At 60.4% G+C, this 23,491-nt stretch carries 23 protein-coding genes; 17 read left to right on the top strand and 6 right to left on the bottom strand.

Going from position 1 to position 23,491, the window contains the following annotated elements:
- The 4 genes from rpmA to GXB78_RS18890 all read left to right on the top strand — a co-directional run bounded on the left by rpmA (position 1) and on the right by GXB78_RS18890 (position 3,409).
- A complete protein-coding gene (gene rpmA / locus GXB78_RS18905; protein ID WP_016773121.1) occupies positions 1 to 258 on the top strand; it encodes a 50S ribosomal protein L27 in 258 nt (85 codons plus the stop codon).
- 193 nt (positions 259 to 451) lie between these two features.
- On the top strand, positions 452 to 1,675 hold the full coding sequence (gene cgtA / locus GXB78_RS18900; RefSeq protein ID WP_016773122.1) for an Obg family GTPase CgtA: 1,224 nt from the start codon (positions 452 to 454) through the stop codon (positions 1,673 to 1,675).
- Positions 1,676 to 1,812: 137 nt separating this feature from the next.
- A complete protein-coding gene (gene proB, locus GXB78_RS18895) occupies positions 1,813 to 2,931 on the top strand; it encodes a glutamate 5-kinase (protein ID WP_039761700.1) in 1,119 nt (372 codons plus the stop codon).
- Between the two features lie 10 nt (positions 2,932 to 2,941).
- Positions 2,942 to 3,409 carry a CreA family protein gene (locus tag GXB78_RS18890; protein ID WP_329516557.1) on the top strand — a complete coding sequence of 156 codons (468 nt, stop codon included), beginning with the start codon at positions 2,942 to 2,944 and terminating at the stop codon, positions 3,407 to 3,409.
- 184 nt (positions 3,410 to 3,593) lie between these two features.
- Here GXB78_RS18890 and rpsT read toward each other — a convergent pair whose 3' ends face one another.
- Complete coding sequence (gene rpsT / locus GXB78_RS18885) at positions 3,594 to 3,866, bottom strand: 30S ribosomal protein S20 (protein ID WP_003228351.1); 273 nt, start codon at positions 3,864 to 3,866, stop codon at positions 3,594 to 3,596.
- A gap of 252 nt (positions 3,867 to 4,118) precedes the next feature.
- Here rpsT and murJ point away from each other — a divergent pair, with 252 nt between their 5' ends.
- The 6 genes from murJ to ispH all read left to right on the top strand — a co-directional run bounded on the left by murJ (position 4,119) and on the right by ispH (position 11,616).
- Positions 4,119 to 5,657, top strand: coding sequence for a murein biosynthesis integral membrane protein MurJ (gene murJ / locus GXB78_RS18880; protein WP_329516556.1), 1,539 nt, complete (start codon positions 4,119 to 4,121; stop codon positions 5,655 to 5,657).
- 129 nt (positions 5,658 to 5,786) lie between these two features.
- Complete coding sequence (gene ribF / locus GXB78_RS18875; protein ID WP_329516555.1) at positions 5,787 to 6,725, top strand: bifunctional riboflavin kinase/FAD synthetase; 939 nt, start codon at positions 5,787 to 5,789, stop codon at positions 6,723 to 6,725.
- 13 nt (positions 6,726 to 6,738) lie between these two features.
- Entirely contained in the window at positions 6,739 to 9,570 is a 2,832-nt protein-coding gene (gene ileS, locus GXB78_RS18870) for an isoleucine--tRNA ligase (protein WP_329516554.1), read from the top strand.
- Positions 9,563 to 10,075 carry a signal peptidase II gene (lspA, locus tag GXB78_RS18865; protein WP_137215616.1) on the top strand — a complete coding sequence of 171 codons (513 nt, stop codon included), beginning with the start codon at positions 9,563 to 9,565 and terminating at the stop codon, positions 10,073 to 10,075. Before ileS ends, lspA begins: the two co-directional genes overlap by 8 nt.
- Positions 10,068 to 10,520, top strand: a complete 453-nt coding sequence (gene fkpB / locus GXB78_RS18860) for an FKBP-type peptidyl-prolyl cis-trans isomerase (protein WP_064364108.1) — start codon at positions 10,068 to 10,070, stop codon at positions 10,518 to 10,520. The genes lspA and fkpB overlap by 8 nt, the downstream gene beginning before the upstream one ends.
- Positions 10,521 to 10,671: 151 nt before the next feature.
- Positions 10,672 to 11,616: a 4-hydroxy-3-methylbut-2-enyl diphosphate reductase gene (gene ispH, locus GXB78_RS18855; RefSeq protein WP_137215615.1), complete on the top strand. Its 945-nt coding sequence runs from the start codon at positions 10,672 to 10,674 to the stop codon at positions 11,614 to 11,616.
- Here ispH and GXB78_RS18850 read toward each other — a convergent pair.
- Complete coding sequence (locus GXB78_RS18850; protein ID WP_329516694.1) at positions 11,573 to 12,142, bottom strand: GspH/FimT family pseudopilin; 570 nt, start codon at positions 12,140 to 12,142, stop codon at positions 11,573 to 11,575. The two genes, ispH and GXB78_RS18850, sit on opposite strands and share 44 nt — an antisense overlap.
- Positions 12,143 to 12,272: 130 nt before the next feature.
- Here GXB78_RS18850 and GXB78_RS18845 point away from each other — a divergent pair, with 130 nt between their 5' ends.
- From GXB78_RS18845 to thiO, 7 genes are read left to right on the top strand one after another with little or no spacing between them, the layout of a single operon-like run.
- Complete coding sequence (locus GXB78_RS18845; RefSeq protein WP_329516553.1) at positions 12,273 to 12,746, top strand: GspH/FimT family pseudopilin; 474 nt, start codon at positions 12,273 to 12,275, stop codon at positions 12,744 to 12,746.
- Positions 12,743 to 13,192 (top strand): type IV pilus modification protein PilV, encoded by a 450-nt coding sequence (gene pilV, locus GXB78_RS18840; protein WP_016773132.1) that lies wholly within the window; start codon positions 12,743 to 12,745, stop codon positions 13,190 to 13,192. Before GXB78_RS18845 ends, pilV begins: the two co-directional genes overlap by 4 nt.
- Complete coding sequence (locus tag GXB78_RS18835; protein WP_329516552.1) at positions 13,189 to 13,902, top strand: PilW family protein; 714 nt, start codon at positions 13,189 to 13,191, stop codon at positions 13,900 to 13,902. The genes pilV and GXB78_RS18835 overlap by 4 nt, the downstream gene beginning before the upstream one ends.
- A 10-nt stretch (positions 13,903 to 13,912) precedes the next feature.
- The gene (locus GXB78_RS18830) at positions 13,913 to 14,392 is read left to right on the top strand and encodes a pilus assembly PilX family protein (RefSeq protein ID WP_329516551.1); all 480 of its coding nucleotides are present in this window, start codon (positions 13,913 to 13,915) and stop codon (positions 14,390 to 14,392) included.
- Entirely contained in the window at positions 14,379 to 17,474 is a 3,096-nt protein-coding gene (locus GXB78_RS18825; RefSeq protein WP_329516550.1) for a pilus assembly protein, read from the top strand. The genes GXB78_RS18830 and GXB78_RS18825 overlap by 14 nt, the downstream gene beginning before the upstream one ends.
- Positions 17,475 to 17,489: 15 nt before the next feature.
- A complete protein-coding gene (locus tag GXB78_RS18820) occupies positions 17,490 to 17,891 on the top strand; it encodes a type IV pilin protein (protein ID WP_329516549.1) in 402 nt (133 codons plus the stop codon).
- Positions 17,892 to 17,948: 57 nt separating this feature from the next.
- Positions 17,949 to 19,049, top strand: coding sequence for a glycine oxidase ThiO (gene thiO, locus GXB78_RS18815; protein WP_329516548.1), 1,101 nt, complete (start codon positions 17,949 to 17,951; stop codon positions 19,047 to 19,049).
- Positions 19,050 to 19,142: 93 nt separating this feature from the next.
- On the opposite strand, the gene GXB78_RS18810 is transcribed toward thiO, so the two are convergent.
- From GXB78_RS18810 to GXB78_RS18795, 4 genes are all read right to left on the bottom strand, one after another.
- Positions 19,143 to 20,489: a sigma-54-dependent transcriptional regulator gene (locus tag GXB78_RS18810; RefSeq protein ID WP_329516547.1), complete on the bottom strand. Its 1,347-nt coding sequence runs from the start codon at positions 20,487 to 20,489 to the stop codon at positions 19,143 to 19,145.
- Positions 20,486 to 22,075: a sensor histidine kinase gene (locus tag GXB78_RS18805; RefSeq protein WP_329516546.1), complete on the bottom strand. Its 1,590-nt coding sequence runs from the start codon at positions 22,073 to 22,075 to the stop codon at positions 20,486 to 20,488. The genes GXB78_RS18810 and GXB78_RS18805 overlap by 4 nt, the downstream gene beginning before the upstream one ends.
- On the bottom strand, positions 22,065 to 22,298 hold the full coding sequence (locus tag GXB78_RS18800) for a PP0621 family protein (RefSeq protein ID WP_039761661.1): 234 nt from the start codon (positions 22,296 to 22,298) through the stop codon (positions 22,065 to 22,067). Before GXB78_RS18800 ends, GXB78_RS18805 begins: the two co-directional genes overlap by 11 nt.
- A 126-nt stretch (positions 22,299 to 22,424) precedes the next feature.
- Positions 22,425 to 23,441: an outer membrane protein assembly factor BamD gene (locus GXB78_RS18795; RefSeq protein WP_329516545.1), complete on the bottom strand. Its 1,017-nt coding sequence runs from the start codon at positions 23,439 to 23,441 to the stop codon at positions 22,425 to 22,427.
- Positions 23,442 to 23,491 lie beyond the last annotated feature (50 nt).

Genomic DNA, 23,491 nt, shown 5'->3' with positions numbered 1-23,491 from the left:
ATGGCACACAAAAAAGCTGGTGGTAGTACCCGTAACGGTCGCGACTCAGAAGCCAAACGCCTTGGCGTGAAGATGTATGGCGGCCAGGTCATCAAGGCCGGCAACATCATCGTGCGTCAGCGCGGCACCCAATTCCACGCTGGCTACGGCGTTGGCATGGGCAAGGATCACACTCTCTTCGCTAAAATCGAAGGCGTGATCAAGTTCGAAGTAAAGGGCGCCTTCGGTCGTCGTTACGTGAGCGTAATCGCGGCTTAATCGCGAGATCGCTGGAGAAGCCCTGTCTTGCGACGGGGCTTTTTCGTTTGTGGGGTGAGTCTCTTGCAAAGCTGTTTGTATGGGCTGTCGGCGTGCGATGCAGGTCGTGTCTTGGGGTCGCTGCGCTCATTTTTGCAAGAGTCTTATGTCTTGATTGTTTTTCGGCTCGTCCGTACGGCGAGAGGCGTTGGTTATGAAGTTTGTTGATGAAGTATCGATTCGCGTAAAGGCTGGTGACGGTGGCAACGGTGCCATGAGTTTCCGCCGGGAAAAATTCATTGAAAACGGTGGCCCGAACGGTGGTGATGGCGGTGACGGCGGTTCCATCTACATGATGGCCGACGAAAACCTCAACACCCTGGTCGACTACCGTTACACCCGTCACTTCGATGCCGAGCGTGGCTCCAACGGTGGTAGCACCGACTGCACCGGCAAGAAGGGCGAAGACCTGATCCTGCGCGTGCCGGTCGGCACCACCGTGATCGATTCCGCCACTCAGGAAGTCATCGGCGACCTGACCAAGGCCGGCCAGAAACTGATGGTAGTGCAGGGCGGTTGGCACGGTCTGGGCAACACCCGTTTCAAATCCAGTACCAACCGTGCACCGCGTCAGACTACGCCAGGCAAGCCGGGCGAGCAGCGCGACCTGAAACTGGAAATGAAAGTGCTGGCTGACGTCGGTCTGCTGGGCTTGCCGAACGCCGGTAAAAGTACCTTTATCCGTTCGGTCTCGGCCGCCAAGCCGAAAGTCGCCGACTACCCGTTCACCACGCTGGTGCCGAACCTGGGTGTGGTCAGCGTCGATCGCTGGAAGAGTTTCGTCATTGCTGACATTCCGGGTCTGATCGAAGGCGCTTCCGATGGTGCCGGCCTGGGCATTCGCTTCCTCAAGCACCTGGCGCGTACCCGTCTGCTGCTGCACCTCGTCGACATGGCGCCGCTGGATGATTCCAGTGCTCCGGACGCGGCTGAAGTGATCGTCAACGAGCTGATCAAATTCAGCCCGTCGCTGGCTGAGCGTGATCGCTGGCTGGTGCTGAACAAGTGCGATCAGATCCTTGAAGAAGAGCACGATGCCCGCGTCAAGGAAATCGTCGATCGTCTGGAATGGACCGGTCCGGTGTACGTGATCTCGGCCATCGCCAAGATTGGTACCGAGCGTCTGTGCCACGACATCATGCGCTACATGGAAGACCGTGCCGATCGCCTGGCCGCAGACCCTGCGTACAAGGAAGAACTGGCCGATCTCGATCAGCGCATCGAAGACGAAGCCCGTGCGCAGTTGCAGGCGCTGGACGACAAGCGTGCCCTGCGTCGCAGTGGCGTGAAGTCGGTCCATGACATCGGCGACGATGACTGGGACGAAGAAGATGTGGATGACGAAGACGGTCCGGAAATCATTTACGTGCGTGACTGATCCGTTGCGATAAACTTGAACGCCGCTCAATCGAGCGGCGTTTTAGTATCCGGAAATCGATCGTTGGTCAGCAATCGCCACGATTAACGTCACGGGCAGTGCCAGGTCGCGCTGCCCTCAAGCTAAGGTTGAAGATGATGCGGAGCAAGGTGACAGGTGCGCAGCGTTGGGTCGTGAAGATCGGCAGCGCTTTGCTGACAGCTGATGGCAAAGGGCTGGATCGCGCGGCAATGAGTGTCTGGGTCGAGCAGATGGTGGCGCTGCATGAAGCGGGCGTCGAGCTGGTGCTGGTGTCCTCCGGGGCGGTGGCGGCCGGCATGAGTCGCTTGGGCTGGACCGCACGACCCAGTGCCATGCACGAGCTGCAGGCGGCCGCTGCGATCGGTCAGATGGGCCTGGTGCAGGCGTGGGAATCGAGCTTCGCCGAGCATGGCCGGCACACCGCGCAGATTCTCCTGACCCACGACGACCTGTCTGACCGCAAGCGTTACCTCAATGCCCGCAGCACCTTGCGTGCGTTGGTCGAGTTGAAAGTCATTCCGGTGATCAACGAAAACGATACCGTGGTGACCGACGAAATCCGTTTCGGCGACAACGACACGCTGGCGGCGCTGGTGGCCAATCTGGTCGAGGCCGATCTGCTGGTGATCCTCACCGATCGCGACGGCATGTTCGACGCCGATCCGCGCAACAATCCTGATGCGCAGTTGATTTATGAAGCGCGCGCCGATGATCCGACGCTCGATGCGGTCGCCGGCGGTACCGGCGGTGCCCTGGGGCGCGGCGGTATGCAGACCAAGTTGCGCGCGGCGCGCCTGGCGGCGCGTTCCGGTGCGCACACCATCATCGTCGGTGGGCGGCTTGAGCGTGTACTCGATCGCCTGAAGGCGGGCGAGCGCATCGGTACGCTGCTGTCGCCTGAGCGCGGCATGCTCGCGGCACGCAAGCAGTGGCTGGCCGGGCATCTGCAAACCCGTGGCACTCTGGTGCTGGATGAAGGGGCAGTGTCGGCGTTGTCCAAGGGCAACAAGAGTCTGTTGCCGGTGGGGGTGAAACTGGTTCAAGGCAGTTTCCGTCGCGGTGAGATGGTGGTCTGCGTGGCGCCGGACGGTCGTGAGATCGCGCGGGGACTGGCCAATTACAGCGCCCTGGAGGCGCAAAAAATCATCGGTCAGTCGTCGGATGCGATTGTCGGTTTGCTCGGTTACATGGCGGAGCCGGAACTGGTTCACCGTGACAACCTGATTCTGGTCTAAGGAAAATTCGATGCGTGTAGCGAAGGGATTGTTGGGTCTGCTGATGGCCGTGCCATTGCTGGCCTCGGCCGAGGAGATCGGTCAGGTGTCGACGGTGTTCAAATTTGTCGGGCCGAATGACCGGATCGTGGTCGAGGCGTTCGACGATCCGAAGGTTGAAGGCGTGACCTGCTACCTGTCGCGCGCCAAGACCGGCGGGGTAAAGGGTGGTCTCGGTCTGGCAGAGGATCGCGCCGAGGCATCGATCGCTTGTCGTCAGGTCGGGCCGATCAAGTTCAAGGGCGAGCTGAAGGATGGCGACGAGGTATTCAAGGAACGTACCTCGCTGGTGTTCAAGACCATGCAGGTCGTGCGTTTCCTCGACAAGAAGCGCAACACGCTGGTGTACCTGGTCTACAGCGATCGCCTGATCGAAGGCAGTCCGCAGAATGCGGTCACTGCCATCCCGATTCTGCCGTGGGTGCCGGTCCAGCAATAAGCGCCATCAATCCGAACTGTGGGAGCGAGCCTGCTCGCGAAGAGGTCGTGTCGGTCGATAGCAATATCAACTGACAGACCGCATTCGCGAGCAGGCTCGCTCCCACATTTTTTTGCCTGTAGCTTGTTAAATCTCAGGCAATAAAAAACCGACCCTGAGGTCGGTTTTTTAATGACTACGTCGATTAAGCGGCTTCTTTCAGCGCTTTGACGTGGCCATTCAGACGGCTCTTATGACGAGCAGCCTTGTTCTTGTGGATGATGCCTTTATCGGCCATACGGTCGATAACTGGCACAGCCAGAACGTATGCAGCTTGAGCTTTTTCAGCGTCTTTTGCGTCGATGGCCTTAACTACATTCTTGATGTAGGTACGAACCATGGAACGCAGGCTGGCGTTGTGGCTGCGACGCTTCTCAGCCTGTTTTGCACGTTTTTTGGCGGAAGGTGAGTTGGCCACCGTCGAGCTCCTCGAAAGACTTTTTAGGAAATAGCAAACAAAATAGGCCGCGAATCATGCCGATGAAGACTTGTCTTGTCAAGGGCACTTGAATCGTTCCGCTAAGTGGTAGGTATAAAGAGGCGGGATATTTATTTCCGGCGCTTGACCTGTAAACTCGCGAGCTTTGGCTCTGTGCTGTTGCGGCGCGGAGTATCGCACAAGTAGGCGCATTGTTCGCCTGCTGTTTATCGACAGGCACAAACTCTCTCAATGAATCTGCTCAAATCGTTGGCCGCCGTCAGCTCTATCACGATGCTTTCCCGGATTCTGGGTTTTGTTCGTGACACGCTGATTGCGCGGACATTCGGCGCCGGGATGGCCACGGATGCCTTCTTTATTGCTTTCAAGCTGCCCAACCTGCTCCGGCGGATTTTTGCCGAAGGGGCTTTTTCCCAAGCGTTCGTGCCGATCCTTGCCGAATATAAAAGCCAGCAGGGCGAAGAGGCGACGCGCACCTTTATTGCCTATGTGTCGGGGCTGTTGACGCTGGTGTTGGCGGTAGTGACGGCGCTGGGCATGATCGCCGCGCCCTGGGTGATCTGGGCCACGGCCCCCGGCTTTACCGATACCCCGGAGAAATTCCAGCTCACCTCCGACCTGTTGCGGGTGACCTTTCCTTATATATTGCTGATCTCGCTGTCATCGCTGGCCGGGGCGATCCTGAATACCTGGAACCGTTTCTCGGTGCCAGCCTTCGTGCCGACCCTGCTCAACGTCAGCATGATCGTGTTTTCGCTGTTCCTGACGCCGTACTTCGATCCGCCGGTCATGGCCCTCGGCTGGGCGGTGCTGGTCGGCGGTCTGGCGCAACTGTTGTATCAGCTGCCGCACCTGAAAAAGATCGGCATGCTCGTGCTGCCGCGCCTGAATCTGCGCGACAGCGGCGTATGGCGGGTAATGAAGCAGATGCTGCCGGCGATTCTCGGTGTGTCTGTCAGCCAGATCTCGCTGATCATCAACACCATCTTCGCCTCGTTTCTGGTCGCCGGTTCAGTGTCGTGGATGTACTACGCCGATCGCTTGATGGAATTGCCTTCGGGCGTGTTGGGTGTGGCGCTCGGGACGATTCTGCTGCCAACGCTGGCCAAGACCTACGCCAGCAAGGATCGCCACGAGTATTCGCGAATCCTCGACTGGGGGCTGCGCCTGTGCTTTGTGCTGGTGCTGCCGTGCGCGCTGGCGCTGGGGATTCTTGCCGAACCGCTGACCGTTTCGCTGTTCCAGTACGGCCAGTTCAGTGGCTTCGATGCCGAGATGACCCAGCGTGCGCTGATCGCCTATTCGGTCGGCCTGCTCGGGATTATCGTGATCAAGGTGCTGGCGCCGGGCTTTTATGCGCAACAGAACATTCGCACGCCGGTGAAAATCGCAATCTTCACCTTGGTCTGCACCCAGTTGTTCAACCTGGTGTTGATCGGTCCGCTGGCCCATGCCGGCCTTGCCCTGGCGATCAGTGCCGGTGCCTGCCTCAACGCCGGGCTGCTGTTCTATCAACTGCGCAAGCAGAAGATGTATCAACCGCAGCCGGGCTGGGGCAAATTCGGCTTCAAGCTGGTCGTTGCAGTGACGGTGATGTCGGCGGTGTTGCTGGCCGGCATGCATTTCATGCCCGCCTGGGATGAGGGCCATATGCTTGAGCGCTTCTTGCGTCTGGGCGCGCTGGTGGTTGCTGGCGTGGTGGCGTATTTCGGTATGTTGCTGCTGCTGGGTTTCCGTCTGCGCGACTTCAATCGCAAGGCCTTGAGCTAAGGTTTCAGCCTTTATCGACAGGCACGGGCCGGCGGTTTTGTCGGCTCGTTCACTTTGCGTTACGGTGTTGCCTGTCGTCGGCCGTCGGGTGTGGTTATAATCGACCACTTTATGAGCAAGAAGCGCGTTATGCAGCTGGTTCGAGGCCTCCACAACTTGCGCCCCCAGCATCGGGGCTGCGTCGCCACTATTGGCAACTTTGACGGTGTTCACCGTGGTCACCAGGCTATCCTGGCCCGACTGCGTGAGCGTGCGCTCGAGTTGGGCGTACCCAGCTGCGTGGTGATTTTCGAGCCGCAGCCACGGGAGTTCTTTGCTCCCGACACCGCTCCGGCGCGTCTGGCGCGGTTGCGTGACAAGCTGCAATTGCTGGCCGCCGAAGGCGTCGACCGGGTTTTATGCCTGGCCTTCAACCAGCGCCTGAGCAAGCTCAGCGCCAGCGAATTTGTCGATACCATTCTGGTCGATGGCCTCGGCGTGCAGCATCTGGAGGTCGGTGACGACTTCCGCTTCGGCTGCGACCGCCTCGGCGATTTCGATTTCCTCATGCAGGCCGGGCAGGTTCACGGGTTCACCGTCGAAGCCGCGCAAACCGTCGAGCTGGACGGCATTCGCGTCAGCAGCACGCAAGTGCGCAACGCCTTGGCCGCAGCCGATTTTGCCCTGGCCGAACGCTTGCTCGGCCGTCCGTACCGCATCGCCGGTCGCGTGCTGCATGGCCAGAAACTGGCCCGGCAGCTGGGCACGCCCACTGCCAACATTCAACTCAAGCGTCGTCGTGTACCGTTCACCGGGGTCTATCTGGTGAGCGTCGACATCGAAGGCAAGACCTGGCCCGGCGTCGCCAATATCGGCGTGCGCCCCACGGTGCAAGGGGATGGCAAAGCCCACCTCGAGGTCCATCTGTTAGATTTTGCCGGCGATCTGTATGACCGGCGCTTGACGGTGGTTTTCCACCAAAAGCTGCGTGAAGAGCAGCGCTTCGCCTCTCTGGAGGCATTGAAAACGGCGATCAATGCGGATGTCGCCACCGCCCGTGCACTAGCCGCACCTAGCGCCCATCGCTAATGAAGAGCCTTAAATGACCGACTATAAAGCCACGCTAAACCTTCCGGACACCGCCTTCCCAATGAAGGCCGGCCTGCCACAGCGCGAACCGCAGATCCTGCAGCGCTGGGACAGTATTGGCCTGTACGGAAAGTTGCGCGAGATTGGCAAGGATCGTCCGAAGTTCGTCCTGCACGACGGCCCTCCGTACGCCAACGGCACGATCCACATCGGTCACGCACTGAACAAGATTCTCAAGGACATGATCATCCGCTCGAAAACCCTGTCGGGTTTCGACGCGCCGTATGTCCCGGGCTGGGACTGCCACGGCCTGCCGATCGAGCACAAGGTTGAAGTGACCCACGGCAAGAACCTCGGCGCGGATAAAACCCGCGAGCTGTGCCGTGCCTACGCCACCGAGCAGATCGAAGGGCAGAAGTCCGAGTTCATCCGTCTCGGCGTGCTGGGCGACTTCGCCAACCCATACAAGACCATGAACTTCACGAACGAGGCCGGTGAAATCCGCGCCCTCGCCGAAATCGTCAAGGGCGGTTTCGTGTTCAAGGGCCTGAAGCCGGTGAACTGGTGCTTCGACTGCGGTTCGGCTCTGGCTGAAGCGGAAGTCGAGTACGAGAACAAGAAGTCCTCGACCATCGACGTGGCGTTCCCGATCGCCGACGAAGCCAAACTGGCTGAGGCCTTCGGTCTGGCGTCGCTGAGCAAACCTGCTGCGATCGTGATCTGGACCACCACCCCGTGGACCATCCCGGCCAACCAGGCGCTGAATGTGCACCCGGAATTCAACTACGCCCTGGTCGATATCGGCGACAAGCTGCTGGTGCTGGCTGAAGAGCTGGTCGAAGCCTGCCTGGCGCGCTATGGCGTGGAAGGTTCGGTGATCGCCACCACCACCGGTAAAGAGCTGGAGCTGATCAATTTCCGTCATCCGTTCTACGATCGTCTGTCGCCGGTGTACCTGGCTGATTACGTTGAATTGGGCGCTGGCACCGGCGTGGTTCACTCCGCCCCGGCCTATGGCGTGGACGACTTCGTGACCTGCAAGAAATACGGCATGGTCAACGATGACATCCTCAACCCTGTGCAGAGCAACGGCGTGTACGTGCCGTCGCTGGAATTCTTCGGCGGCCAGTTCATCTGGAAAGCCAACCCGGCCATCGTTGAAAAGCTGACCGAAGTCGGTGCGCTGATGCACACCACCGTCATCGAACACAGCTACATGCACTGCTGGCGCCACAAGACCCCGCTGATCTACCGCGCCACCGCGCAATGGTTCATCGGCATGGACAAGGAGCCAACCAGCGGCGACACCCTGCGCGTGCGCTCGCTCAAGGCCATTGAGGACACCAAGTTCGTTCCGGCCTGGGGCCAGGCGCGCCTGCACTCGATGATCGCCAACCGTCCGGACTGGTGCATCTCGCGTCAGCGCAACTGGGGCGTACCGATCCCGTTCTTCCTCAACAAGGAAAGCGGCGAGCTGCACCCGCGTACCGTCGAGCTGATGGAAGAAGTCGCCAAACGCGTTGAAGTCGAAGGCATCGAAGCCTGGTTCAAACTCGACGCCGCCGAACTGCTCGGTGACGAAGCACCGCAGTACGACAAGATCAGCGACACCCTCGACGTCTGGTTCGACTCGGGCACCACGCACTGGCACGTCCTGCGCGGTTCGCACCCGATGGGCCACGAGAGCGGCCCGCGTGCCGACCTGTACCTGGAAGGTTCCGACCAGCACCGTGGCTGGTTCCACTCGTCCCTGCTGACCGGTTGCGCCATCGACAACCATGCGCCGTACCGCGAGCTGCTGACTCACGGCTTCACCGTCGATGAGTCCGGGCGCAAGATGTCCAAATCGCTGGGCAACGTGATCGCGCCGCAGAAGGTCAACGACACCTTGGGCGCCGACATCATGCGTCTGTGGGTCGCTTCGACCGACTATTCCGGCGAAATGGCGGTGTCCGAGCAGATTCTGCAGCGCAGTGCCGACGCCTACCGTCGTATCCGTAACACCGCGCGCTTCCTGCTTTCCAACCTGACCGGTTTCAACCCGGCCACCGACCTGCTGCCGGCCGAAGACATGCTGGCGCTGGATCGCTGGGCGGTGGATCGCACGCTGCTGCTGCAACGCGAGTTGCAAGAGCACTACGGTGAATACCGTTTCTGGAACGTGTACTCGAAGATCCACAACTTCTGCGTGCAGGAGCTCGGTGGTTTCTACCTCGACATCATCAAGGACCGCCAGTACACCACCGGCGCCGACAGCAAGGCACGGCGCTCGTGCCAGACCGCGCTGTTCCACATCTCCGAAGCGCTGGTGCGCTGGATCGCGCCAATCCTCGCCTTCACTGCCGATGAGCTGTGGCAATACCTGCCAGGCGAGCGTAACGAATCCGTCATGCTCAACACCTGGTACGAAGGCCTGACCGAGCTGCCGGAAGGCTTCGAGCTGGGTCGCGCGTACTGGGATCGCATCATGGAAGTGAAAGTCGCGGTCAACAAAGAGATGGAAATCCAGCGTGCGGCGAAAGCCGTCGGTGGCAACCTGCAGGCCGAAGTGACGCTGTTTGCCGAAGAGGCGCTGAGCGCCGACCTGGCCAAGCTGAGCAACGAGCTGCGCTTTGTCCTGATCACCTCGACTGCCAGCGTCGCGCCATTCGTTCAGGCTCCGGCCGATGCAGTGGCCACCGAAGTCAGCGGTCTGAAACTGAAGATCGTCAAATCGGCGTTCCCGAAGTGCGCGCGTTGCTGGCATTGCCGCGAAGACGTCGGCGTGAACCCGGAGCATCCGGAAATCTGCGGTCGTTGCGTCGACAACATCAGCGGCGCTGGCGAGGTTCGTCACTATGCCTGATGCCGTTGGCCGTTTCGGACGGCTGAGCTGGCTGTGGTTGAGCCTGCTGGTCCTGGTCATTGACCAGGCCAGCAAGTTCTACTTCGAAAGCAAGCTCGAAATGTTCCAGCAGATCGTGATCATTCCCGATCTGTTCAGCTGGACCCTGGCTTACAACACCGGCGCCGCCTTCAGCTTCCTCGCGGACAGCTCCGGCTGGCAGCGCTGGCTATTTGCGCTGATCGCCATTGTCGTCAGTGCCGTGCTGGTGGTCTGGCTCAAGCGTCTGGGGCGCAACGACACTTGGCTGGCCGTCGCCCTGGCGTTGGTGCTGGGTGGCGCGCTGGGCAACCTGTATGACCGCGTTGCCCTGGGCCATGTGATCGACTTCATCCTGGTGCACTGGCAGAACCGCTGGTATTTCCCGGCGTTCAACATTGCCGACAGCGCGATCACTGTCGGCGCGATCATGCTGGCGCTGGACATGTTCAAATCGAAGAAAACCGAAGAGGCCGCTCATGACTGAACCGCTATCGACTGAGCAACGCATCGGCCAGAACACCGAAGTCACGCTGCACTTTGCCCTGCGCCTGGAAAACGGTGATACCGTCGACAGTACGTTCGACAAGGCCCCGGCCACCTTCAAGGTCGGCGACGGCAACCTGCTGCCGGGTTTCGAAGCCGCACTGTTCGGCTTCAAGGCCGGCGACAAGCGCACCCTGACTGTCGAGCCGGAAAACGCTTTCGGTCAGCCGAACCCGCAGAACGTGCAGACCATCCCGCGTTCGCAGTTCACCGACATGGAGTTGTCACCGGGCCTGCTGGTGATCTTCAACGATGCGGCCAATACTGAATTGCCAGGTGTGGTGAAGGAATTCGACGACACGCAAGTGACCGTCGACTTCAACCACCCTCTGGCCGGCAAGACGCTGACCTTTGACGTGGAAATCATTTCCGTCAAAGCGCTATAACTGACTGTATAAGGTCAAATGTGGGAGCGAGCCTGCTCGCGAAAGCGGTGTGTCAATCAACAGAAATGTTGCAAGTGATGGCCCTTCGCGAGCAGGCTCGCTCCCACAGTCTGTTTTCCATTGTTTTCGCGCGCAAGACACGAGGCACAGCATGCAAATCAAACTCGCCAACCCCCGTGGCTTCTGCGCCGGTGTGGACCGGGCGATCGAAATCGTCAACCGCGCCCTGGAAGTCTTCGGGCCACCGATCTATGTGCGTCACGAAGTGGTGCACAACAAGTTCGTCGTTGAGGACCTGCGCAGCCGTGGCGCGATTTTCGTCGAAGAGCTCGATCAGGTGCCCGATGACGTGATCGTCATCTTCAGCGCCCACGGTGTTTCGCAAGCCGTGCGCAACGAAGCCGCCGGTCGTGGCCTGAAAGTTTTCGATGCAACCTGCCCGCTGGTGACCAAGGTGCACATCGAGGTGGCCAAATACAGCCGCGACGGTCGCGAGTGCATCCTGATCGGCCACGCCGGTCACCCGGAAGTCGAAGGCACCATGGGTCAGTACGATGCCAGCAATGGCGGTGCGATCTACCTCGTCGAAGACGAGAAGGACGTGGCCGAGTTGCAGGTGCGCGATCCGGAAAGACTCGCCTTCGTCACCCAGACGACTTTGTCGATGGACGACACCAGCCGCGTTATCGATGCCCTGCGCACGCGTTTCCCGGCCATTGGTGGTCCGCGTAAGGACGACATCTGCTACGCCACACAAAACCGCCAGGACGCCGTCAAGCAACTGGCCGACGAGTGCGACGTGGTTCTGGTGGTCGGCAGCCCGAACAGCTCCAACTCCAACCGTCTGCGTGAACTGGCTGAACGCATGGCAACCCCGGCCTACCTGATCGACGGTGCCGAGGACCTGCAACAGAGCTGGTTCGACGGCGTCGAGCGTATCGGCATTACCGCTGGCGCCTCGGCACCGGAAGTACTGGTGCGTGGCGTGATTCAGCAATTGCAGGCCTGGGGCGCGACCGGTGCCGATGAACTGGCCGGCCGTGAAGAGAACATCACGTTCTCGATGCCGAAAGAGCTGCGCGTCCGTTCGATCTGACGTTTCTGCTTCTGTCGCACAGTGCCTGTTCAGTTTCCCGACTGTTCAGGCGCACGCGACCGGTCGCCGCCAGCACAATCTGCCGCTGGCTGACCGGTTCACGCGGCGAGCAGATGTGTATTGTCCCCGCCTGAAATCGCCGCCCCGGCATCAGCGGTTGCCCCAGATGACTGAACCGCACATAGCGGCTCACCCACCAGTTGCCAACAATCGGCACCTTCGCCTCACTGGCGCGTTCAATAAGCAGCGGATTGCTGCTGTCCTCCGGCCCCTTGCCGCTGAGATCCAGAATGATTCGCCATCCCTGACTCCAGTCACCATCAATGCCATGGATCACCACGCTTTGATTGTGGGTCATAGCCAGGGTGCGAGCGTGGCGAATACCTTCGATCAGCGACTGCGCTGCGTGATCGCGCTGAGTGGCTTGCTTGAGCGCGGCGAACGCCGGGCTGACCAGCAGCAGAACAATTGCGCCAATCGCCAGTCCCATAAGCAGTTCAATCAGGCTGAAACCGTGTTGCGGCATGAAAAATCCCTCCGTGGAATGGTATGAGCAGCGCAATCCGTGCACCGCGCAGGGCAAATCAGTCGGCATGTGCCGAGCGAATGTTCTAGCGTGTAGAAGCAGGTATAGCCGACGGCAACGGAGGGCACCGATGGATCTTCGTACAAAAGGTTTCACGCTGGTCGAGTTGCTGGTCGCCATCGCGGTATTCCTGGTATTGATCACGCTGGCGGTGCCGGCCTTTACCCGTACGATTCAGAGCAGCAAGGCAGATACCGAAGTCGGCGACTTGCAGCGCGCGATCAATTTCGCTCGCCTCGAAGCGATCAATCGCGGCATGACCACGCGTTTGCGTCCGACCGCGGGCGGCAGCGTCTGGACCGGCGAGCTGGCGGTCTACGACAGTACTGGCAATCCGGCCAATGTGTTGCGGGTTGTTCCAGCGATGAGCAGCGGCGCGACTCTGACGCTACCCTCAGGAGTGACTGCGCTGGATTTCAACAATCTCGGCGGTCTGGCGTCACCGTCGACCGCGGTGGTCATTGGTTACACGCTGGGCACGCAAAGCAGGACGCTGAACGTGTGTTTGAACGGACGCATTCAACTGGGTGGAAATTGCGGATGAGGGCAGGGAGCAAAAACGCACAGGAGGGCATGACGCTGATCGAAGTGCTGGTCGCGTTGCTGATTCTCACTGTCGGCCTGTTGGGCGCAGCGGCGGTGCAGCTCAACGCGCTGAAGTACACCGACAGTTCGCGAATGACCAGTCAGGCCAGCTTCATCGCCTATGACATGATGGATCGCATCCGCGCCAATTCCGGCGCCAACTACACCGTCACACCGCCGACCTCGGGCAATCTCAGTAATGCGCGGGATCAGGATCTCTACGATTTCACCACCAACATCGCCAACTTCGGCGGTCCGACCGCGACGGGCAGCATCACCCTCAATCAGCGGGTCTACACCATCACGATCACCTGGAGCGATGCGCGCGCGGCCAACGCTGCCAGTGCCCAGCGCAGTTTCGTACTGACCAGCCGGGCGGCGGTCGATCCGGTGGCCACACCATGAAGCGCTGCAACCGTGGTTTCGGCTTGATCGAGTTGCTGATCGCCTTGGCGTTGGGGCTGATCGTCGTGCTCGGTGTGGTGCAGATTTTCATCGCGGCGAAAAACACCTACGTCAGTCAGAACAGCGCCGCGGCGATGCAGGAAGACGCGCGCTTCGTCCTCAGCAAAATGATTCAGGAAATCCGCATGGTCGGCATGTTCGGCTGCCTCGGCACCATCGTCGACTCCAGTTCGGCAGGGGATTTCAACGCCGCGCAACTTACCCCGATCAACTGGGACAACGCCAATCTCAAGTTGACCCTGGTCACCGCCGATGTCGGCAGCGGCGGGGGAACGCCGACCTGGACGGTGATTTCAGATTGTCGCAACAGCGCGATCGCCTACAGCGGATTGCGCAGCCCGGCCACGGGGCAGATCGCTTTCCCGATCCGCCGTCTGATCTACAGCTTCAGCAATAATCAGATACTCATGGGCACCGGCAGCGGTAATCCGGCGCAGCAAGTGCTAGTGAACAACGTCAGCGCTTTCAACGTCACCTTCGGTCTGGCCAGCTCCGCAACCGATGTCGCAGCCTCGACCTACAGCAGCAACCCCAGCGACCCCGCGCGCATTCGCAGTGTGCGCCTGAGCCTGACCCTCACCGACCCGAACAATCGGGTGCGCAATCAAACCTTCAATGTGGTTGCGGCATTGCGCAACCGCTTGCCATGAGGGGGCGGCGATGAGGATTTCCTTGCAACAACGGCAGGCCCAGCGCGGTATGGTCTTGCTGGTCAGTCTGGTGTTTCTGCTGTTGCTCACCTTGATCGGTTTGTCCTCGATGCAGAGCGCCAACCTGCAGGAGAAAATGGCGGGCAGCGTAAGCCTGCGCAATCAATCGTTTCAGGCTGCGGAAGCGGCGCTGCGTATCGGCGAAAGCGCGGTGCAACTGGATAGCTACTCGCTGGCGGTGTGCAGCGGTACGACCCAATGTCTGCCGCCGGCGGAGTCGTCGGTGGTCAATTCGGCCGGCTTCAATTCGGCTTCCGGGGTGACCTGGGTCGCTGCCGGTAACGGCTTTTATGGCGTGCAGAATATCGGTACGACCCTAACGGCGGTGAACGTGCCGAGTAACACTTCGGCGACGTTGTATCGAGTCACTGCGGTCGGCATCGCCGGCAATTCGCGTAGCGTGGTGGAGAGCATCTATGCGAAGTATTGAGCGCGGCGCCTCGCTGCTGGTCGGCATGCTCCTGAGCTTCTATCTGGCGGCGCCGGCCTGGGCATTCACGCCGTCCGATTCGCCGCTGCTCAGCGCAGCAGCGGTGGCGCCCAATGTGATGCTGCTGATCGACGACTCGGGGAGTATGAACAGCATCATTTACGCCGCCGGATTCGACCCGAACGTCAATCGCACTCCAGCCCGGCAGTGCAATGCCTTCCTCGGCTTGTGCTCTGCACTCAATGCGCCGCAGATTACCGGCGACACGGTGTTTCTATCGAGCCTGCCGACCTCCGGGTGCTCGGGAGGCGCCTATGCGTTCTACAACAACAGTGTGGCGCCGTTGTGCCTCAAGCTCCCCGACCCGGTAGGCAACGAGAACACCCGTTATTCCGCCGATTACATTTCCTACATAGTCAGCCAGGCCATCAGCACCGGCACCCGCGACTTCACCACCGGGGCGATTCCCAACGATTACCGGATGAACGTCGCGCGCAACGTTTCCACCGCATTGGTCAGCAGCAACCGCACCTTGCGCATGGGCCTGTCGACGTTCAATCCGGCCACCAGCAGCAACCCGGGCAATGGCGGCTTCATCGCGCGCTCGATCACCGATCTGTCGCCGGTGACCGGCAGCGTGACCCAAGCCCAGGCAGACACTAACTACAACGCGCTGATTTCATCGATCAACGGCTTGAACGCCGTGGCCAATACACCATTGGCCGAGAGCTATTACGAAGTCACTCGCTACATGCGTGGCCTGGCGCCTTACTACAACGGCACGCCGACAACCTATACCAGCCCGATTCAATATCGTTGCCAGAAAAACTACGGCGTGGTGATCACTGACGGCTTGCCAACCTACGATCGTACTTTCCCCACCAACGATCCACTGGGTGGCAGCCGGTTGCCGAACTGGGATGGCGTGAATAATGACGGCGATAACATCAACGGTGACGGCGAAGGCGACACCCTGTATCTGGATGACATTGCCAAATTTGCCTTCGACATCGACATGCGCTCGACCGGTACCGACGCCGCCGGCAAGAGCTGGAACGCGGTGGATTTTCCCCGGCAGAACATGAACACCTACACCGTCGGTTTCGCTGCGGACAACGACATGTTGTCCGACGCCGCCAGTTATGGGCAGGGCAGGTATTACCAGGCGACCGACAGCTCCGGGCTCAATGCGGCGTTATCGTCGGCATTGAGCGATATCACTTCCAAGGCCGGTTCCGGTGGCGCCGGCGTCGCCAGCAGCAGCAACCTGACCAGTGGCAGCAGTTTTTATCAGACCACCTACGATCCCAAGGATTGGCGCGGCACGATCAGGTCGTTCGGCTTCACCTCGACCGGCACGGTGAATACCTCGGCTGTGCAGTGGACGACCGACACCACTATCGTGCCCTCTGCCACAGCGCCGACTTTCCAGTCATGGAACACCGCGAGCAATACGCCAATCGCCCTGGCACTCCTCAACTTTTCCCCGGCCCAGCAGACTACGCTGAATCAGGGATTGCCTACCGGAATCAACGGCAATGATCTGGTGGAGTGGAGCAAGGGCATCAACAAGGCCGGGCTCAAAGTGCGCAATGCACTGCTCGGCGACATCATCAATTCGCCGCTGGTGCTCGCGTCGCCTTCGGACAAGACCGCATCCGATCTGACGGGTGACAGCAGTTACACCAACTACCTGACGACCAAGGCTGCGAACATGAATACCAGCCTGGTGGTGAACGCCAACGACGGTTTCGTCAACGTGATCAATTCGGCGAATGGCACCCGCCGTTATGCCTACATGCCCTCCAGCGTGCTGCCTTCCTTGCGTCTGATTGCGGACACCAACTACGTCAATGGCGTCAGCCACAAGTTTCTGGTGGATGGTCAGGTCGGCGTGTTCGATGCGCAGGCCGGCACCACCTGGAAAACCCTGGCCATTGGCGGAACGGGGGCCGGTGGCCAAACTTTCTATGGACTGCAGCTGTTCGATGCCTCGGCAGGTAACGTGATCAAGGCACTGTGGGAAGTCAGTGCGCCGGCCACGGCCAACACGGCGAACGCTTTCAATGATCTCGGTTACGCCTACGCGCGTCCGGAAGTGGCACGCTTGGCCAATGGTCGCTGGGCAACTTTCATTGCTAATGGTTACGGCAGCCATTCAGGCGTTGCAGCTTTGTATGTACTGGATGCGCTGGATGGTTCGCTGATCAGGAAAATCGTCATCGACAGCACGGAAACCGGCAACGGTTTGTCATCGGTGAAGCTCAGGGTCAATTCTTCGAACGTGGTACAGGCGGCCTACGGTGGAGATTTGAAAGGACGCATGTGGAAATTCGACTTGAGCGCAACGGGGCCGGAAAACTGGGGCGTGGCCTTTGCCGGCAAGCCTTTGTTCACCGCCACCGCCCCGGGCGGAGCAACGCAGCCGATCACCGCGCAACCGCTGCTGGCGGATAACCCACAGGGCGGCAAGCAGGTGTTCTTTGGCACCGGCAAGTTCAACGAAACCGCCGACAAGACCAACAAGGATCTGCAGGCGTTCTATTCAATCTGGGATGCAGAAGGTGGAGCCGGACAAATCACCGTCAGCAGTTTGCAGGCGCAGGCGATAACCGGTTCGTTCTCCGGCAGTTCCGGGCAATTCCTGACCACCAGCCAGAATGAAACGACGTATCCGGGAGAAAAAGGCTGGTATTTGCCGCTGGTATACAACAACGTGCTGACCGGCGAGCGCGTGATCAACCAGGCCAGTCTGGTGTTGGGGCGAGTTGTTTTTACCACTGCCAGCGTCGATACCACCGACCCTTGTTCGAGCTTTGGCACGGGCAGGTTGGTCGAACTGGATGCGTTCAACGGTAAGATGCTCAACTACGCCGTGATCGACACCAACGGTGACCGTTTGGTCGATGGCACTGACACGATATCAAGTGGCGTGGTATTCACCGGTGGCATTCCGACCCTTAACGTCATTTCAGCCGGTGGTACGGGAAAGGTCTTGACCGACACCAGTGGCGCCATCACCACCGTTGTGGAAAAAGGTGGCGGCGGCAGCCGTCGTATCATGTGGCGACAAATCCAGTAAGCGAGAGTTTGAGGCATGCGCAGATCCAGCCGAGGTTTTACCCTGATCGAAATCATGATCGTCATCGCGATTATCGGGATCATCCTCACCATCAGCATTCCCAGCTACAACGAATACGTGAAGAAGGGCCGTCGCGCCGAAGTGGTCTCGCTGCTCTCGGAGCAGGCGCAGACCCTCGAACGCTTCTACACCCGCAACAATGTCTACACCGGCGTCACCGGGCTGAGCACGGGCAATGATTTCTACACCATCACCCCGACGCTGACTGACCAGACCTTTGCGCTCACCGCGATTCGTAAGACCGGTTCGGCCATGGCCAGCGACAAGTGCGGGGATTTCACCCTGACCAACACCGGCGTGCGAAGCATGAACAACGCGACCAGCGGAGTGACCGCCAAGGATTGCTGGGGCCGCTGACGCACTCTCTTTCGGGCGCCTTTTGCGCCCACTGTCTTTTTTACGGTTGGATCAAACATGACCAGGCAACAGCAAGTGGTGATTGTCGGTGGCGGGGTGATTGGCCTGCTCACTGCCTACAATCTCGCCTCCGAAGTGCGCAGCGTAGTGCTGCTGGACCGCTCGAATGTCGGCCAGGAGTCGTCCTGGGCTGGCGGCGGCATCGTCTCGCCGTTATACCCGTGGCGCTACAGTCCGGCAGTCACCGCGCTGGCGCATTGGTCGCAGGATTTTTATCCACAGCTCGGCGAGCGCTTGTTTGCCGACACCGGGGTCGATCCTGAAGTGCACACCACCGGCCTGTATTGGCTGGATCTGGACGATGAGGCCGAAGCGCTGGCCTGGGCCGAGCGCGAGAACCGGCCGCTGCGGGCTGTGGATATCTCGGCGGCGCATGACGCGGTGCCGGTGCTCGGCAGCGGTTTCAGCCGGGCGATCTACATGGCCGATGTCGCCAACGTGCGCAATCCACGGCTGGTCAAGTCGCTGAAAGCGGCATTGCTGGCGCTGCCGAACGTGACGATTCATGAGCAATGTGAAGTCAGTGGTTTCGTCCGCCAAGGCGAGCACGTGGTTGGTGTGCAGACCTCAACTGGGGTGATCAGCGGCGAGCAGATTGTGCTGACGGCGGGAGCGTGGAGCGGCGATCTGCTCAAGACGCTGAACCTGACGCTGCCGGTCGAGCCGGTCAAGGGCCAGATGATTCTCTACCAGTGCGCGGCTGATTTTCTGCCGAGCATGGTGCTGGCCAAGGGACGTTATGCGATCCCGCGTCGCGACGGTCATATTCTGATCGGCAGCACGCTGGAGCACGAAGGCTACGACAAGACCCCGACCGACATAGCGCTGGAAAGCCTCAAGGCCTCGGCGATCGAGCTGTTGCCGGCGTTGGCGAATGCCGAGGTGGTCGGGCATTGGGCCGGGCTGCGGCCGGGGTCGCCGGAAGGCGTTCCGTTTATTGGCCGGGTGCCTGGGTTCGAGGGTTTGTGGCTGAACTGCGGGCATTACCGCAACGGGCTGGTGCTGGCGCCGGCATCGTGTCAGTTGTTTGCCGATGTGATGTTGGGCCGGGCGCCGATTATTGATCCGGCGCCGTATGCGCCTGAGGGCCGTATTTAGTCAGAGGCTGGTATACCGCCTTCGCGAGCAGGCTCGCTCCCACCGGGATACCCATTCCAAATGTGGGAGCGAGCCTGCTCGCGAAAGGGCCCTTCAATCCAGACCCAACTTCTTCAGCCGATAACGCATCGACCGAAACGAAAGACTCAACCGCTGTGCCGCCGCCGTGCGGTTCCAGCGGGTTTCCTCCAGCGCCTGCAGAATGAGTTTGCGCTCGACGCTCTCCAGATAATCCTCGAGATTGTCGATCTGCGTCAGATCGGCCATCGCTCCATCCGCCGAGCAATTGCCTTCGCTCAAACGCAGATCCTGCGCCTCGATCGTGCGGTTTTCACATAAGGTGTGCGCGCGCTCGAGAACGTTCTCCAGTTCGCGCACGTTGCCGGGAAAGCGGTAGTTCTTCAGCGCTTCCAGCGCCTGCGGATGCAGACGCGCTTCCGGTTGTCCGGTGTCTTTGGCCAAGCGCTTGAGCACGTGCATGGCAAGCGCCTCTATGTCATCGCGGCGTTCGCGCAAGGAGGGCACGCGCAGTTCGATGACGTTGAGCCGGTAATACAGATCCTGGCGGAAGCGCTCGGCGGCGACTTCGGCTTCAAGGTCCTTGTGGGTGGCGCAAAGGATGCGCACGTCGACCACGGTTTCCTGCTGGCCGCCGACGCTGCGCACGGCTTTTTCCTGAATCGCCCGCAGCAGTTTCACCTGCATCGACAGTGGCAGATCGGCGACTTCATCGAGAAACAGAGTGCCGCCGTGGGCCGCCTGAAACAGCCCCGGCTTGTCTTCGACGGCACCGGTGAAACTGCCTTTGCGGTGGCCAAAGAATTCGCTTTCCATCAGCTCTGAAGGGATCGCCCCGCAGTTCACCGGCACAAACGGCTGGCTGGCGCGCGGGCCTTGTTCGTGGATCAGACGCGCGACCAGTTCTTTACCGCTGCCGGATTCACCGCTGATGTACACCGGTGCCTGGCTGCGCGCGAGCTTGTCGATCTGCTTGCGCAGACTGGCCATTGGCGGCGAGTCGCCCAACAGCCGTCGTTCGATCGCCGTGCTCAGGCCACCCGCTGTCGGCATGCGTAACGCCGCGCTGACCAGTTCGCGCAACCGCGGCAGCTCCACCGGTTTGGTGAGGAAGTCGAACGCGCCGGCCTTCAACGCATTGATCGCCGTTTCCAGACTTCCGTATGCGGTGATCATCGCCACCGGCAGATGCGGTGCGCGTTGCTGGATGTGCTGCACCAGTTCCAGCCCGGTGCCGTCGGGCAGGCGCATGTCGGTCAGGCACAGGTCAAAGTGCTCGCGCTGCAACAGCGCTTGAGCCTCGCCCAGATTGCGCGCGCTGAAGGTCTCGAGTTTCATCCGTCCCAAGGTGATTTCCAGGAGCTCGCGGATATCCGGTTCGTCGTCGACGATAAGAATTTTTTGCCGTGGGCTTGTATTCAACTTTGTTTCCGTCCGTGAGCAAAGGTGATGCGAAAGCAGCCGCCGCCTTGGCGTGATTTGAAGTCTAGGCGTGCCTGGTTGCTTTCGCACAGCTCACGGGACAGATAAAGGCCAAGACCGGTGCCCTGGCTGCTGGTGGTGAAGAACGGTTCAAACAGATGCGCCTGTTCATCGGCCGACACGCCGGGGCCGTTGTCCTGCACTTCGAGCACTGCCAACTGGCTGTCGGGGTCAACGAACAATGCCAGCCAGACCTCGGCCTGCTCGTGCAATTGGGCACTGTGCCGCCAGGCGTTGCGTATCAGATTGTCGAGGATCTGCCGCAGTTGGTTGGGATCCATCAGCGTGGTGAAGTCCCCGGAATTGATCCGCAGATGAATGTGCTGGCGCTCGTTGGCCTGCTCGCGGGTTTCGCCGACGAAGTCTTCCAGCCACGGCTTGAGGTCCAGCCGTTGCGGTGCGCTTTGCTGGCGGCGAGACAGTTGCAGGACGTTTTCGATGACTCGATTCATGCGCTGGGAGTGGTCTTGAATAATCTGCGTCAGACGCCGATCTGCGCTATCGAGTTCCTCGGACTCGGCCAACAGCTGCGCGGCATGACTGATCGCGCCCAGTGGATTGCGAATTTCGTGAGAGATGCCGGCGGTCAACCGGCCGAGCGCAGCGAGTTTGAGTTGCTGCGCTTGTTGGGTGATTTGCGCCAGATCTTCGAGAAACACCAGCGTCTGCTGGTTCGGGCTCTGTTCGAGGGCGATGAAGCTTGGCTGCAGCTCGAGGCCGTTGCCGGGGATTTTCAGGCTCTGCGGACGCAAGGTCGGGTTGTTGCGCCACAGTTGCAGACGCTCGACCAGCGCGGGCGAATATTCATCGATCAAATGACCTTGCAGGTGGCTATGGCCGAGCAGATTCTGCGCACTGTGATTGGCCAGTTGCACCCGGCGTTGCTCGTCGAGCACCAGAATGCCGGTGCGCATGCGTTGCAGAATGAGCGCATTCAACGCCTCCAGGCCGACCACTTCGCTGGCCCGCTGTTCGGCCAGGGTCTCGCTGACTTCGAGGCGACGGATCAACCCTTGCACCAGCAGCGAGGCGGCAAAGCACAGCGCGCCGAGGGTGCCCGCTTGCAGATAGGCGTTGGCGCTCAAGGGGTAGCTGAGCCCCAGCAGAAAGCTCAGGCCGACAATGCCGATCGCCGCGATGGCGGCAATCAGCAGACCGATGCGTCGGCGCAGCAGGGTGTTGCTGATCGCCACCGAGACCACCAGCAGATTGCCCAGCGCACTGGCGACGCCGCCGGCCGCGTAGAACAGGCCGCACAACAGCAGCACATCGATCAGCGCCAGGGCGAACAGTTGCGCCGGGCGCCGGGTGTTTTCGAGGAACACCACCAGCAGCATATTGATGATCAGGTACAGCCAGCTGCCGCCGCGCAGCAGATCGTCGTTGGCCGACGTCAGCAGGCGGTTGTCCATGTTGCTGGAGATCAGCAACACCAGAGTGATGCCGACACTCAAACGGTACAGATGATAGAGGCGCAGCAGACGCTGCGCCTGTTTCTGGTTGGCGTTGGCGGCCTCAGCGACCACTGGCGCCCGGGCCTTGCTCGAGATGAGCCTGGCTGCAATACCACTGTTGCTGGTTGCCCAGGGCGCGGTCGCGTGGCAAGTGCACACCGCAATGGGCGCAGCGCACCATCGGTGGGGCGTCCTGTTCGCGCGGCGATCGGGTGGACGAGGCGGGGGCCTTGAATTTGCGCCAGAGCCAGATGGCGGCGAAGATCAGGGCAATCCAGAACAATAAACGAAGCATGATGGGCGGCTTTTCGACTGATGATCCGGCAGTTTAGCCAAGGACCCGTTCAGCGCACAGCCTATTAAAGCGCGGCAATAAAAAAGGGAGATCCGCAGATCTCCCTTTTTCGTACCGCCGGTGTGATCAGTCGAACACGCCGAAGGTCATGTAGCTGAACCACGAACGATCGGTGTCGCTGGATTCCGGCTCTGGCTCTTCGATCACGTCGCCGTTTTCGTCTTTAGGCTTGAGCTCGTTCGGGATCGCGTCTTTCGCTTCCTGGAACTGTTTCTGCACGTCCTGGTTGGCGCGGGTTTCGCCCGGCGGCAGCGGTGGACGCGATTCGATCAGGCCCAGCGTCGCCTTGCTCAGGAACGAACGGTTGTCGGCTTCGGCCACGCGTGGCACGAACTGGCCGTCCTGCAGGCTCGGGTGATCCGGATAGTTGAGCTTGAGGGTTTCCAGGCTGGTGGCCGCCAGATCGTCGAGGTGCAGACGCTGGTAGGCTTCGGTCATCACCGCCAGGCCGTCGCCGACCGATGGGGTTTCCTGGAAGTTTTCCACCACGTACTTGCCACGGTTGGCAGCGGCTACATAAGCCTGACGGGTCAGGTAGTAGTCAGCGACGTGGATTTCGTAGGCGGCCAGCAGGTTGCGCAGGTAGATCATGCGCTGCTTGGCGTCCGGCGCGTAGCGGCTGCTCGGGTAGCGGCTGGTCAGCTGCGCGAACTCGTTGTACGAGTCACGGGCGGCGCCCGGGTCACGCTTGGTCATGTCCAGCGGCAGGAAGCGCGCCAGCAGGCCGACGTCCTGGTCGAACGAGGTCAGACCCTTGAGGTAGTACGCGTAATCCACGTTCGGATGCTGCGGATGCAAACGAATGAAACGCTCGGCGGCAGACTTTGCAGCTTCCGGCTCGGCGTTCTTGTAGTTGGCGTAGATCAACTCCAGCTGAGCCTGATCGGCGTAGCGACCGAACGGATAACGCGACTCCAGAGCCTTCAGCTTGGCTGTGGCGCTGGTGTAGCTGTTGTTGTCCAGATCAGTCTGAGCCTGCTGATACAGCTCGGCTTCGCTGAGGTTTTCGTCTACGACTTCCTTCGATGAGCAAGCAGCGGTCAATGCGAGGATGGCGATCAGCAGCAGGTGTTTCACTTGCATGGCGGCTTGCGTCCCTATGACGGCCGCTGTCTTGGGCGGGGCCGTCCTGT

Origin of the sequence: Pseudomonas moraviensis subsp. stanleyae (assembly GCF_036283065.1) — a bacterium.
Lineage (GTDB): Bacteria > Pseudomonadota > Gammaproteobacteria > Pseudomonadales > Pseudomonadaceae > Aquipseudomonas > Aquipseudomonas stanleyae.
Note: the sequence above shows the minus strand (reverse complement) of the source record. Positions and strands in the feature narration are given on the sequence as shown.

Coding starts and splice junctions, on each gene's coding strand:
- rpmA (WP_016773121.1), top strand. CDS start 1: ATGGCACACAAAAAAGCTGGTGGTAGTACCCGTAACGGTCGCGACTCA.
- cgtA (WP_016773122.1), top strand. CDS start 452: ATGAAGTTTGTTGATGAAGTATCGATTCGCGTAAAGGCTGGTGACGGT.
- proB (WP_039761700.1), top strand. CDS start 1,813: ATGCGGAGCAAGGTGACAGGTGCGCAGCGTTGGGTCGTGAAGATCGGC.
- GXB78_RS18890 (WP_329516557.1), top strand. CDS start 2,942: ATGCGTGTAGCGAAGGGATTGTTGGGTCTGCTGATGGCCGTGCCATTG.
- murJ (WP_329516556.1), top strand. CDS start 4,119: ATGAATCTGCTCAAATCGTTGGCCGCCGTCAGCTCTATCACGATGCTT.
- ribF (WP_329516555.1), top strand. CDS start 5,787: ATGCAGCTGGTTCGAGGCCTCCACAACTTGCGCCCCCAGCATCGGGGC.
- ileS (WP_329516554.1), top strand. CDS start 6,739: ATGACCGACTATAAAGCCACGCTAAACCTTCCGGACACCGCCTTCCCA.
- lspA (WP_137215616.1), top strand. CDS start 9,563: ATGCCTGATGCCGTTGGCCGTTTCGGACGGCTGAGCTGGCTGTGGTTG.
- fkpB (WP_064364108.1), top strand. CDS start 10,068: ATGACTGAACCGCTATCGACTGAGCAACGCATCGGCCAGAACACCGAA.
- ispH (WP_137215615.1), top strand. CDS start 10,672: ATGCAAATCAAACTCGCCAACCCCCGTGGCTTCTGCGCCGGTGTGGAC.
- GXB78_RS18850 (WP_329516694.1), bottom strand. CDS start 12,142: ATGCCGCAACACGGTTTCAGCCTGATTGAACTGCTTATGGGACTGGCG.
- GXB78_RS18845 (WP_329516553.1), top strand. CDS start 12,273: ATGGATCTTCGTACAAAAGGTTTCACGCTGGTCGAGTTGCTGGTCGCC.
- pilV (WP_016773132.1), top strand. CDS start 12,743: ATGAGGGCAGGGAGCAAAAACGCACAGGAGGGCATGACGCTGATCGAA.
- GXB78_RS18835 (WP_329516552.1), top strand. CDS start 13,189: ATGAAGCGCTGCAACCGTGGTTTCGGCTTGATCGAGTTGCTGATCGCC.
- GXB78_RS18830 (WP_329516551.1), top strand. CDS start 13,913: ATGAGGATTTCCTTGCAACAACGGCAGGCCCAGCGCGGTATGGTCTTG.
- GXB78_RS18825 (WP_329516550.1), top strand. CDS start 14,379: ATGCGAAGTATTGAGCGCGGCGCCTCGCTGCTGGTCGGCATGCTCCTG.
- GXB78_RS18820 (WP_329516549.1), top strand. CDS start 17,490: ATGCGCAGATCCAGCCGAGGTTTTACCCTGATCGAAATCATGATCGTC.
- thiO (WP_329516548.1), top strand. CDS start 17,949: ATGACCAGGCAACAGCAAGTGGTGATTGTCGGTGGCGGGGTGATTGGC.
- GXB78_RS18800 (WP_039761661.1), bottom strand. CDS start 22,298: ATGCTTCGTTTATTGTTCTGGATTGCCCTGATCTTCGCCGCCATCTGG.
- GXB78_RS18795 (WP_329516545.1), bottom strand. CDS start 23,441: ATGCAAGTGAAACACCTGCTGCTGATCGCCATCCTCGCATTGACCGCT.